This is a genomic window from Bacillus cereus group sp. BfR-BA-01524 (assembly GCF_022662595.1).
In the GTDB taxonomy this organism is placed as follows: domain Bacteria; phylum Bacillota; class Bacilli; order Bacillales; family Bacillaceae_G; genus Bacillus_A; species Bacillus_A thuringiensis_S.
In genome coordinates, this window is the sequence record NZ_JAKUDW010000136.1 from 1 (window position 1) to 11,851 (window position 11,851).

The window sequence follows — 11,851 nt, forward strand, 5'->3', positions numbered from 1 at the left end:
ACTGTAGTTCTTGACTTTTCATTATCGTCCATGTAGAATCATTTTTGGGCTCTTTAAAAAAGGACGATAATACTTTTAAAGTGTAAATATAAAAGAAAATTGCTCCCTACTTATTACTTTATGTGATGAGGGGAGCAATTTTCTTTTTTGTTTTTTGTTTAGAAAATAAAAAGAGTCTAACAATAAGATGGATACAGTGTTATCTACATACGTTGCGCTTTGCAACGGTGATTATATAACAGCAAAATAGAAGGGAGCTTTTTCATGACTAAGTATATTTTTGTAACAGGCGGTGTAGTATCGTCTTTAGGAAAAGGTATTACAGCAGCATCTCTTGGAAGACTTTTAAAAAATCGTGGTTTAAATGTAACGATTCAAAAGTTTGATCCATACATTAACGTAGACCCAGGGACTATGAGCCCATACCAACACGGTGAGGTATTCGTAACAGATGATGGCGCAGAAACTGACTTAGACCTTGGTCACTATGAGCGTTTTATCGACATTAACTTAAACAAATACAGCAACGTAACAACAGGTAAAATTTACTCTTCAGTTCTTCAAAAAGAGCGTCGCGGTGAATATCTAGGAGGAACAGTTCAAGTTATTCCTCATATTACTAACGAAATTAAAGAGCGCGTATATCGTTCTGGCCGTGAAACAAATGCGGATGTTGTTATTACAGAAATCGGTGGAACTGTTGGTGATATCGAGTCTCTACCATTCTTAGAAGCAATCCGTCAAATTAAGAGCGACATTGGTCGTGACAATGTAATGTACATTCACTGTACGTTAATCCCGTACTTAAAAGCAGCGGGTGAAATGAAAACAAAACCGACGCAACATAGCGTTAAAGAGCTTCGTAGCTTAGGTATTCAACCAAACATTATCGTTGTTCGTACAGAACTTCCTGTTTCTCAAGATATGAAAGACAAGCTTGCATTATTCTGTGACATCGATACAAAAGCAGTTATCGAAGCACGCGATGCAGATACTTTATATGCGGTTCCATTATCTCTTCAAGAACAAAACATGGACCAAATCGTTTGTGACCACTTAAAATTAGACAATCCAGCTGCAGATATGACAGAGTGGACTGCGCTAGTTAACAAAGTACGTAATCTTTCTAAGAAAACAAAAATCGCTCTTGTTGGTAAATATGTAGAACTTCAAGATGCATATATTTCTGTTGTAGAAGCACTTCGTCATGCTGGTTACTCATTCGACACAGATGTAGAAGTAAAATGGGTAAATGCTGAGCACGTAACAGCAGAAAATGTACAAGAATTAGTAGGAGACACAGATGGTATCCTTGTACCAGGTGGCTTCGGTGATCGTGGTGTAGAAGGTAAAATCGTTGCGATTCAATATGCTCGTGAAAACAAAGTTCCATTCTTAGGAATTTGCTTAGGTATGCAACTTGCATCAATCGAATTCGCACGTAATGTATTAGGTTTAGAAGGTGCTAACTCTTCTGAAATCAACCCTGATACACCATATGCAATCATTGACTTATTACCAGAGCAAAAAGATGTAGAGGACCTAGGTGGTACACTTCGTCTTGGTCTATACCCATGTAAGCTTGCTGAAGAAACAAATGCTTACAATGCTTATAATGAGCCGGTTGTATATGAGCGTCATCGTCATCGTTATGAGTTCAACAATCAGTTCCGTCCGGATATGGAAAAAGAAGGATTTGTATTCTCTGGTACAAGCCCAGACGGCCGTCTAGTTGAAATCATTGAATTAAAAGACCATCCTTGGTTCGTGGCAGCACAGTTCCATCCAGAACTTGTTTCTCGTCCAAACCGTCCACAACCATTGTTCCATGACTTCGTAAGAGCTTCTATTACGAATAAAGAGAGCAAGTAATAAAAAAAGCGCCTGAAATAAGGCGCTTTTTTTAATATTCATTTAACATTTCATCGATTGTAAATTTGATTCCGTGATAAGCAAATAAAGCTACTATTAAGCTTGGGAACCCGTAGCGATTACCTTCATCGTCTGGAATAAGACCTTTTAACAGTTTTGTATCAATATGTACGTCTGTATATTGTTCCAGTGATTCCGTACCTTTTTGAAGAGCAGAAATGCCGACAATAGAGTGTCCCTCTTCTTGTAGTTTTTTTGCAATTTCTACAACCGCTTCATCTGTTGAAAAACGGCTAATAAGAAGTACACGATCTGCAGAGGTTACTTCTGCTTCTTTACCATTTTCAAAAAAGCGTTTTGCTTGCTTCATTGGTTCAGCACCGAATAGTGCTTCGGCAACAACGCCCTCCATTTCATTTGTACCATATAAATAAATGAAACCATCGCCAACTAGTGCTTGAGCGAGTAAACGAGCACTATCTTCTATATTCATTTCCTCTTTTTGAGAAACTCTGGAGAAATAACCACTTAATTGAGTTGAAAAAATTTTTAACATAATGTTACTCCCTTCGTACGTGTTTGCCGGCTTTCATTATAGTTTATTTTTTTCGAAAGGTGAAATCGTAGGGTAGCATAACAAAATAGGAAACGGTAAAATAAGAAAGAATAGGAAGGAATTTGCCAAAGAATAGCGAAAATAAATCGTTAAGATATAAGAAGCTTTAAATCTTGTACTTACACAGAAAGGTTGGGAATTATGGAAGGTAAAATTTTAATCGTTGATGATCAATATGGGATTCGTGTGTTATTACATGAAGTGTTCCAAAAAGAAGGTTATCAGACATTCCAAGCAGCGAATGGATTTCAAGCTTTAGATATCGTGAAAAAAGATAATCCAGATTTAGTAGTGTTAGATATGAAAATTCCAGGCATGGATGGTATAGAGATTTTAAAGCATGTAAAAGAAATTGATGAGAGTATTAAAGTAATTTTAATGACTGCTTATGGAGAGCTTGATATGATCCAAGAAGCAAAAGATTTAGGTGCTTTAATGCATTTTGCTAAACCATTTGATATTGATGAAATTCGTCAAGCTGTGAGAGAGCAACTTGCTGTAGAGGCGTAAAAAATGAATTTTTTATAAAAAATATGGAAAAAAGCGTTTACATGGACTATTGAGCAGGTGAATACAGTTGAGTTTTTGAGTACAAGTTGTTATCCTATTGAGTGTAGAAAAAAGTCCGGTAGGTAAATATACATAATTTACCTTATCCTGGTCATACTACCAGCGATAAGAATTTATCGGATACAAAAAACGTTTTTTAGGAGGATTCACCATGCCTTTAGTTTCTATGAAAGAAATGCTAAACACAGCACTAGAAGGAAAATACGCAGTTGGTCAATTCAACATGAACAACTTAGAGTGGACTCAAGCTATCTTAGCTGCTGCGGAAGAAGAAAAATCTCCTGTAATCCTAGGTGTATCTGAGGGTGCAGCTCGTCATATGACTGGTTTCAAAACAGTTGTAGCTATGGTTAAAGCTTTAATCGAAGAAATGAACATCACTGTTCCTGTAGCGATTCACCTTGACCATGGTTCAAGCTTTGAAAAATGTAAAGAAGCAATCGATGCAGGTTTCACATCTGTAATGATCGACGCTTCTCACCACCCATTCGAAGAAAATGTTGAAACTACTAAAAAAGTAGTAGAATACGCACACGCTCGTAACGTATCTGTTGAAGCTGAGCTTGGAACAGTTGGCGGACAAGAAGACGACATTATCGCTGAAGGCGTAATTTACGCTGATCCTGCAGAGTGTAAACACCTTGTTGAAGCAACAGGTATCGATTGCCTAGCTCCAGCTTTAGGTTCTGTACATGGTCCTTACAAAGGTGAGCCTAACTTAGGATTCGCTGAAATGGAACAAGTTCGTGACTTCACTGGCGTACCTTTAGTATTACACGGTGGTACTGGTATCCCAACTGCTGATATCGTAAAAGCTATCTCTTTAGGTACTTCAAAAATCAACGTAAACACTGAGAACCAAATCGAGTTTACAAAAGCTGTTCGTGAAGTATTAAACAAAGATCAAGAAGTTTACGATCCTCGTAAATTTATTGGACCTGGCCGTGACGCTATTAAAGCAACTGTTGCTGGTAAAATGCGTGAGTTCGGTTCTAACGGTAAAGCGTAAGAATAAAATTCCGTTTTGGAAACCGTCTAGTCTTTTAGACGGTTTCCTTTCGTTGTATAATGAAAGCGTGAACAAGTCTAAAGATTTTATCATTTTTGGTTTTTAAATAGAAAATAATGTGCATAGTCCTATTAATAAATGTGATAACGTATCTAAATTGATAAAGTAAATTCGATGAATAGTTGATCTTTATATATTCGTGCTACAGGAGAAATGAATATAATGATTTCCTATTTATCCCGCATTAAAGGGCAGTAAGACCCCCACCTCAAAATTTAGTGGAAGCAAAGAAGTTAGGTGGGGGTCAACTGCCCGTAAAAGCCCGATTGGTTCAACTAATAATTAGTGGGGGATAAACACCCCCCACTAATTAAAGTTTCACTTTATTGAGTTTTGGGATGGAAAGAGTGATTGAGATTCTTAAGGGGAGCTTTCTATAAAAAGATAGAAAGTAAATACATTCACAAGAAGGGAGCTCAATATGGAAAAATTGCTAATTGAAGGCGGAAGAGCTTTAAATGGAACAATTCGAGTAAGCGGTGCAAAGAACAGTGCCGTTGCATTAATTCCAGCGACAATTTTAGCAGATACTCCAGTAACTATTGGTGGTGTCCCTAATATTTCGGACGTGAAAATGTTAGGAGACTTACTAGAGGAAATTGGAGGGAAAGTAACTTATGGACAGGAGGAAGAGATGGTAGTCGATCCTTCTAACATGGTTGCAATGCCTTTGCCAAATGGAAAAGTGAAAAAATTGCGCGCTTCTTATTATTTAATGGGTGCGATGCTTGGCCGTTTTAAAAAAGCTGTTATTGGGCTTCCGGGTGGATGTCATTTAGGACCGAGGCCGATTGATCAGCATATTAAAGGGTTTGAAGCGCTAGGTGCACATGTTACAAATGAACAAGGTGCCATCTATTTAAGAGCAGATGAACTACATGGAGCACGTATTTATTTAGATGTTGTTAGTGTAGGAGCTACAATTAATATTATGCTAGCAGCTGTACGAGCGAAAGGTAGAACTGTTATTGAAAATGCAGCGAAAGAGCCCGAGATTATTGATGTAGCTACATTGTTAACAAGCATGGGAGCACGTATTAAAGGTGCTGGTACAGATGTAATCCGAATAGATGGTGTGGACTCTTTACATGGTTGTCACCATACTATTATCCCAGATCGTATTGAAGCTGGTACGTATATGATTCTAGGAGCTGCATCAGGAGGAGAAGTAACGGTTGATAACGTTATTCCTCAGCATTTAGAATCAGTTACTGCAAAGCTAAGAGAAGCTGGTGTTCAAGTTGAAACGAATGATGATCAAATTACAGTGAACGGTAATAGAAAGTTAAAAGTAGTTGATATCAAAACGCTTGTATATCCAGGTTTTCCAACAGATTTACAACAGCCGTTTACGACGCTTTTAACAAAGGCGCACGGGACGGGAGTTGTAACAGATACAATTTACGGTGCCCGTTTCAAACACATTGATGAATTACGTCGTATGAATGCTCAAATTAAAGTAGAAGGTCGTTCGGCAATTGTAACTGGTCCTGTATTGTTGCAAGGTGCAAAAGTGAAGGCGAGTGATTTACGAGCGGGAGCAGCACTTGTTATTGCAGGGTTAATGGCAGATGGAATTACAGAAGTAACAGGACTTGAGCATATTGATCGAGGTTATGAGAATATAGTGGACAAGCTTAAAGGGCTTGGAGCAAACATTTGGCGAGAACAAATGACAAAACAAGAAATTGAAGAGATGAAGAACGCATAAGTGATACTTCCGTAAGGGGGAAGCGAAGCATCACTACTTGCGGAAGTACACTTTATAGAAAAACACGGTTCACAAAATACGGCAGAAATATAAAGACTTAAAGGAGAGGGATTATTGTGGAAAGAAGTTTATCTATGGAGTTAGTACGTGTAACAGAGGCTGCAGCATTATCATCAGCGCGTTGGATGGGGCGCGGGAAAAAAGATGAAGCGGACGGTGCAGCAACATCAGCTATGCGTGATGTATTTGATACAATTCCGATGAAAGGTACAGTTGTAATTGGTGAAGGTGAGATGGATGAAGCACCAATGCTATATATCGGAGAGAAATTAGGTACAGGATATGGACCACGTGTAGATGTTGCAGTTGATCCTTTAGAAGGGACAAACATCGTAGCAGCCGGTGGCTGGAATGCTCTTGCTGTTATTGCAATTGCAGACCACGGTAATTTGTTACATGCTCCTGACATGTACATGGATAAAATCGCGGTTGGCCCAGAAGCAGTTGGGGCGGTCGACATTGATGCGCCTATTATTGATAACTTACGTGCAGTTGCGAAAGCGAAAAATAAAGATATTGAAGATGTTGTAGCGACAGTTTTAAATCGCCCACGTCATCAAGAAATTATCGAAGAAATTCGTAAAGCTGGTGCTCGCATTAAATTAATTAATGATGGAGATGTAGCTGGAGCAATTAATACAGCGTTTGATCGTACAGGTGTAGATATTTTATTTGGATCTGGTGGAGCACCTGAAGGTGTATTGGCAGCAGTTGCTTTAAAATGTTTAGGTGGAGAAATTCACGGAAAACTATTGCCACAAAACGACACTGAATTAGCACGTTGTAAAAAAATGGGCATAGAAGACATTAATCGTATCCTTCGTATGGAGGACTTAGTAAAAGGCGACGATGCAATCTTTGCAGCAACAGGCGTAACAGATGGAGAACTATTACGCGGTGTTCAATTTAAAGGTAGTGTAGGAACAACGCAATCTCTTGTTATGCGTGCAAAATCAGGTACAGTTCGCTTTGTAGATGGTCGTCATAGCTTAAATAAAAAACCGAACTTGGTTATTAAGTAAAAAGCGGAGGTGGCTTGTTCAGAAGGGGTGAAATGACTGACCCTTCTAGCCACCGGAGCTGGATTAAATAAAAAGTGTAAGCGGCTCGTTCAGAAAGGTTAAAATGGTCGACCTTTTTAACTATCGGAGCTGGAACTAAACTAAATAAGAAGCGAAGACAAATTTTCTTGTCTTCGCTTCTTGTATTTGTGTTCCAACGTATTGATTAAAACTAGATAAAAGGGTTACAATAGTGAATATTACCCTACTTGAACTTATTGCCTTTCATTATTAATTATTTGCCTTCCGTATTTTTCCCTTTACCCATGAAAAAAGAGAATAACGTTAAAGTGTGGTGTCTGAATGAATTTGTCAATTGCAGCATTAGAAAACATGAAATTAAAAGAGTTATACGAGCTTGCGAAAGAATTTAAGATTTCGTATTATAGCAAGTTAACGAAAAAAGAGTTAATCTTTTCTATTTTGAAAGCTCGAGCAGAAAAAGAAGGTTTCTTTTTCATGGAAGGCGTATTAGAAATTATTCAATCAGAAGGATTTGGATTCCTACGTCCTATCAACTATTCTCCAAGCTCAGAAGATATTTATATCTCAGCTTCGCAAATTCGTCGTTTCGATTTACGTAATGGAGATAAAGTTTCTGGTAAAGTACGACCTCCGAAAGAAAATGAACGCTATTTTGGGTTATTACAAGTTGAAGCTGTAAACGGAGATGATCCAGATTCAGCAAAAGAGCGTGTGCATTTCCCTGCATTAACACCATTATACCCAGATCGCCAAATGAAATTGGAAACGGAACCGAAAAAGTTACCGACACGTATCATGGATTTAATCGCACCAGTTGGATTTGGACAACGTGGTTTAATTGTTGCGCCTCCAAAGGCTGGTAAAACAAGTCTATTAAAAGAAATTGCACACAGTGTTACAACAAATCATCCAGAAGCAGAATTAATTGTGCTTTTAATTGATGAGCGTCCAGAGGAAGTAACAGACATTGAACGTTCTGTTAAGGGCGACGTTGTAAGTTCTACTTTTGATGAAGTACCAGAAAATCATATTAAAGTAGCTGAACTTGTGTTAGAACGTGCAATGCGTCTTGTAGAGCACAAAAAAGATGTTATCATTTTAATGGATAGTATTACCCGTTTAGCGCGAGCTTACAACCTTGTTATTCCGCCAAGTGGTAGAACATTATCGGGTGGTATCGACCCAGCGGCTTTCCATAGACCGAAGCGTTTCTTTGGAGCTGCACGTAATATTGAAGAGGGCGGTAGCTTAACGATTTTAGCAACAGCCCTTGTTGATACAGGATCTCGTATGGACGATGTTATTTACGAGGAATTTAAAGGAACTGGAAATATGGAACTTCACTTAGATCGTTCGTTAGCTGAACGTCGTATCTTCCCAGCGATTGATATTCGTCGTTCTGGTACACGTAAAGAAGATCTATTAATTCCAAAAGAGCATTTAGACAAGTTATGGGGTATTCGTAAAACAATGCGTGATACACCAGACTTTGTTGAAAGTTTCTTACGTAAGCTTCGCCAAACGAAGACAAACGAAGAATTTTTACAAAACATTGTTGCAGACTCGAAAAGATATGTAACAACTAAGTAAAGGGAAAAGATGGGGACTCGCTTATTTTATAGTAAGCGAGTTTTTTATGCCTTTTAGGTGATATTAAAGAGAGAAATAAGTGGGAGAACCTTAGCCAGTCAGAGCTAAACGAGCCCCCGCCACTTTAAATTTCAAAAGACAAAAACAGGTAGTTGCAAAATGAAGTTAGCCTTGTTATAATTTCATCATATGTGTTTCATCAATATAGTTGTGTATGCAGCTGAAGATGAAAAACTCTGTTTCGAAAATGATTCAGGGCGGAAGGAGATGAAAAGAATGAAAGCAGGAATTCACCCAGATTACAAGAAAGTTGTATTCATGGACACAAACACAGGCTTCAAATTCTTAAGCGGGTCTACTAAAGGCTCTAGCGAAACTGTTGAGTGGGAAGATGGTAACACTTATCCATTACTAAAAGTTGAGATCAGTTCTGATTCTCACCCATTCTACACTGGACGTCAGAAGTTTGCTACTGCAGACGGACGCGTTGATCGCTTCAATAAGAAATACGGTATCAAGTAATAAAAACATAAAACAGGCAAGTGTATGTATTCGCTTGTCTGTTTTTTTTGCGAAAATATTATACCTTTACCCTACTTTTAACTAAAAAGTAGATGAAAGGAGAGCTTCATGTACTTAATAAATCAAAATGGCTGGATTGAAGTGATTTGCGGTAGTATGTTTTCTGGTAAATCAGAAGAATTAATCCGCCGTGTGCGCCGTACGCAATTTGCGAAACAACATGCAATTGTATTTAAACCATGTATTGATAATCGCTATAGTGAAGAAGACGTTGTATCACATAACGGATTAAAGGTGAAAGCAGTTCCTGTTTCAGCTTCAAAAGATATATTTGAACATATCACTGAAGATATGGATGTAATTGCAATCGATGAGGTGCAATTCTTTGATGGGGACATTGTGGAAGTGGTGCAAGTATTGGCAAATCGTGGCTATCGTGTCATTGTAGCTGGTTTAGACCAAGATTTCCGTGGTCTACCATTTGGACAAGTTCCTCAGCTGATGGCGATTGCTGAACATGTAACAAAGCTACAAGCAGTATGTTCTGCATGTGGATCTCCGGCAAGTCGTACACAACGATTAATTGATGGAGAACCAGCGGCATTTGATGATCCGATTATTTTAGTTGGGGCTTCAGAATCGTATGAACCGCGCTGTCGTCATTGTCATGCAGTTCCTACAAACAAAGATAAGTAAAACTCGCTGCGCAAGGCGAGTTTTTTTCAGAATAGAGAGTGTGGTTGGTGTGAGCCGCTTACGCTTTTAAATATAATTTGCGTTTTTTTGAGTAAGTACCATATACTATTTGTATTAGATACTAGGATGTAGAGGTGAATGATGTGTTAGATCGTTTGCAAGCTGTAGAAAATCGTTATGAGAAGTTAAATGAATTGTTAAGTGACCCAGAGGTTATTAGCGATACAAATAAACTTCGTGAATATTCAAAGGAACAGTCTGATATACAGGAAACGGTAGAGGTGTATCGTGAGTATAAGGATGTTCGTGAGCAATTAAAAGATGCGAAAGCAATGTTAGAAGAGAAGTTAGACGCAGAAATGCGTGACATGGTAAAAGAAGAGGTTTCTGAGTTAGAATCACAAGAAAAAACGTTATCAGAACGTCTGAAAATTTTACTAGTTCCAAAGGACCCTAATGATGATAAGAACGTTATCGTTGAGGTTCGTGGGGCTGCTGGTGGCGACGAGGCCGCTTTATTTGCTGGTGACTTATACCGCATGTATAGCCGTTATGCTGAGGTTCAAGGTTGGAAAACAGAAATTATCGAGGCTAGCTATACAGAGTTAGGTGGATATAAAGAGATTATCTTTATGATTAACGGTAAAGGTGCTTTCGCGAAGCTGAAATTCGAGAATGGTGCTCACCGTGTACAACGTGTTCCTGAAACGGAATCTGGTGGACGTATTCATACATCTACAGCAACTGTAGCTGTATTACCAGAGGCAGAAGAAGTAGAAATCGACATTCACGAGAAAGATGTTCGTGTTGATACATTCGCTTCTAGTGGTCCTGGTGGACAAAGTGTTAATACAACGATGTCAGCGGTACGTTTAACGCATTTACCGACTGGTGTAGTTGTATCTTGTCAGGATGAGAAATCACAAATTAAGAATAAAGAAAAAGCGATGAAAGTATTACGCGCACGTGTTTATGATAAGTTTAGACAAGAAGCACAAGCTGAATATGATCAAAACCGTAAACAAGCTGTTGGTACGGGTGATCGTTCAGAGCGTATTCGTACGTATAACTTCCCGCAAAACCGTGTTACAGACCATCGAATCGGTTTAACGATTCAAAAGCTAGATCAAATCTTACAAGGTAAGTTAGATGATTTCATCAATGCCTTAGTGATGGAAGATCAGGCTCAAAGGATGGAGGCAGCTGAGTAATGCGTGTCTATGAAGCCCTGAAATGGGCTTCTTCTTTTTTACAGGAAAATGGACGAGATGAAAATGCGGGAGAAATTGTCCTTTGTCATGTATTAAAGATGAACAGAACAGGATTACTTATGAATATGCGTGAAGAAATAAATGAGGAACAAGAGGCAAGCTTTACGGAGTTTATCCACAAGCATGTAGAAGGTATACCTATTCAATATATGATTGGTTATGAAATGTTTTATGGCCGTTCATTCTTTGTGAATGAAGAAGTATTAATACCAAGACCGGAAACAGAAGAGCTTATAGTAGGCGTATTAGAAAGAATTGAGCGCCATTTTGGCGACAAGGAATTACATGTAGCAGATATAGGAACAGGTAGTGGAGCGATTTCTATTACGCTTGCTTTAGAAAATAAAAATCTCCACGTGTATACAGTAGATATTGCACAAGAGTCGATTGAAGTTGCAAAAGAAAATGCAAAAGCTTTAGGTGCAGAAGTAACGTTCTATCACGGTGATTTATTGTCACCATTTGATAAAACGGGTCAAAAGCTAGATGTTGTTGTTTCAAATCCTCCATATATACCGGAAGAGGATTGGCGTGGTCTTTCTCCTGTTGTGAAAGAGCATGAGCCGAAGAGAGCGCTTGTTGGTGGAGAAGACGGATTAGATTTTTATCGCCGTTTTATGGAAGAATTGCCGAATGTGTTGCAGGAGAAAGCAATTGTAGCATTTGAAATTGGAGTAGGACAAGGTGAGGATGTAAAAAGATTGTTACAACAAGCTTTTCCACATGCCCATGTTGAGGTTGTTTTTGATATTAACGGAAAAGACCGTATGGTATTTGCAGAGATGGAGTAAGGTTCACACCTTACTCTATTTTTTTTTTTTTTTTTTT

11 protein-coding genes are annotated in these 11,851 nt (G+C 38.5%); 10 read left to right on the top strand and 1 reads right to left on the bottom strand.

The window, feature by feature from the left end; translation table 11 throughout:
• The first annotated feature begins 264 nt into the window (after nt 1-264).
• Nucleotides 265-1,872 (top strand): CTP synthase, encoded by a 1,608-nt coding sequence (pyrG, locus tag MR170_RS27915; protein WP_016079639.1) that lies wholly within the window; start codon nt 265-267, stop codon nt 1,870-1,872.
• Between the two features lie 31 nt (nt 1,873-1,903).
• Here pyrG and MR170_RS27920 read toward each other — a convergent pair whose 3' ends face one another.
• Nucleotides 1,904-2,428, bottom strand: a complete 525-nt coding sequence (locus tag MR170_RS27920) for a DUF2529 domain-containing protein (protein ID WP_242310219.1) — start codon at nt 2,426-2,428, stop codon at nt 1,904-1,906.
• A gap of 201 nt (nt 2,429-2,629) precedes the next feature.
• Between MR170_RS27920 and spo0F the strand changes: the two genes are divergently transcribed.
• From spo0F to prmC, 9 genes are all read left to right on the top strand, one after another.
• The gene (gene spo0F, locus MR170_RS27925) at nt 2,630-2,998 is read left to right on the top strand and encodes a sporulation initiation phosphotransferase Spo0F (RefSeq protein ID WP_000398593.1); all 369 of its coding nucleotides are present in this window, start codon (nt 2,630-2,632) and stop codon (nt 2,996-2,998) included.
• Between the two features lie 211 nt (nt 2,999-3,209).
• Complete coding sequence (locus MR170_RS27930) at nt 3,210-4,067, top strand: class II fructose-bisphosphate aldolase (RefSeq protein WP_001131859.1); 858 nt, start codon at nt 3,210-3,212, stop codon at nt 4,065-4,067.
• A 481-nt stretch (nt 4,068-4,548) separates the two neighbouring features.
• Nucleotides 4,549-5,838, top strand: coding sequence for a UDP-N-acetylglucosamine 1-carboxyvinyltransferase (gene murA, locus MR170_RS27935; protein ID WP_000413248.1), 1,290 nt, complete (start codon nt 4,549-4,551; stop codon nt 5,836-5,838).
• Nucleotides 5,839-5,954: 116 nt separating this feature from the next.
• A complete protein-coding gene (glpX, locus tag MR170_RS27940) occupies nt 5,955-6,920 on the top strand; it encodes a class II fructose-bisphosphatase (RefSeq protein WP_016079642.1) in 966 nt (321 codons plus the stop codon).
• Between the two features lie 342 nt (nt 6,921-7,262).
• Nucleotides 7,263-8,534, top strand: coding sequence for a transcription termination factor Rho (rho, locus tag MR170_RS27945; RefSeq protein WP_001053903.1), 1,272 nt, complete (start codon nt 7,263-7,265; stop codon nt 8,532-8,534).
• 276 nt (nt 8,535-8,810) lie between these two features.
• Nucleotides 8,811-9,056: a type B 50S ribosomal protein L31 gene (locus tag MR170_RS27950; protein WP_000643435.1), complete on the top strand. Its 246-nt coding sequence runs from the start codon at nt 8,811-8,813 to the stop codon at nt 9,054-9,056.
• A 108-nt stretch (nt 9,057-9,164) separates the two neighbouring features.
• Nucleotides 9,165-9,752, top strand: coding sequence for a thymidine kinase (locus tag MR170_RS27955; RefSeq protein WP_000280851.1), 588 nt, complete (start codon nt 9,165-9,167; stop codon nt 9,750-9,752).
• Nucleotides 9,753-9,895: 143 nt separating this feature from the next.
• On the top strand, nt 9,896-10,963 hold the full coding sequence (gene prfA, locus MR170_RS27960; RefSeq protein ID WP_000887066.1) for a peptide chain release factor 1: 1,068 nt from the start codon (nt 9,896-9,898) through the stop codon (nt 10,961-10,963).
• The gene (gene prmC / locus MR170_RS27965; RefSeq protein WP_001267022.1) at nt 10,963-11,814 is read left to right on the top strand and encodes a peptide chain release factor N(5)-glutamine methyltransferase; all 852 of its coding nucleotides are present in this window, start codon (nt 10,963-10,965) and stop codon (nt 11,812-11,814) included. Before prfA ends, prmC begins: the two co-directional genes overlap by 1 nt.
• Nucleotides 11,815-11,851 lie beyond the last annotated feature (37 nt).

Bases quoted from the DNA above. Each gene is read 5' to 3' on its own strand.
- pyrG (WP_016079639.1), top strand. From the start codon at position 265: ATGACTAAGTATATTTTTGTAACAGGCGGTGTAGTATCGTCTTTAGGA.
- MR170_RS27920 (WP_242310219.1), bottom strand. From the start codon at position 2,428: ATGTTAAAAATTTTTTCAACTCAATTAAGTGGTTATTTCTCCAGAGTT.
- spo0F (WP_000398593.1), top strand. From the start codon at position 2,630: ATGGAAGGTAAAATTTTAATCGTTGATGATCAATATGGGATTCGTGTG.
- MR170_RS27930 (WP_001131859.1), top strand. From the start codon at position 3,210: ATGCCTTTAGTTTCTATGAAAGAAATGCTAAACACAGCACTAGAAGGA.
- murA (WP_000413248.1), top strand. From the start codon at position 4,549: ATGGAAAAATTGCTAATTGAAGGCGGAAGAGCTTTAAATGGAACAATT.
- rho (WP_001053903.1), top strand. From the start codon at position 7,263: ATGAATTTGTCAATTGCAGCATTAGAAAACATGAAATTAAAAGAGTTA.
- MR170_RS27950 (WP_000643435.1), top strand. From the start codon at position 8,811: ATGAAAGCAGGAATTCACCCAGATTACAAGAAAGTTGTATTCATGGAC.
- MR170_RS27955 (WP_000280851.1), top strand. From the start codon at position 9,165: ATGTACTTAATAAATCAAAATGGCTGGATTGAAGTGATTTGCGGTAGT.
- prmC (WP_001267022.1), top strand. From the start codon at position 10,963: ATGCGTGTCTATGAAGCCCTGAAATGGGCTTCTTCTTTTTTACAGGAA.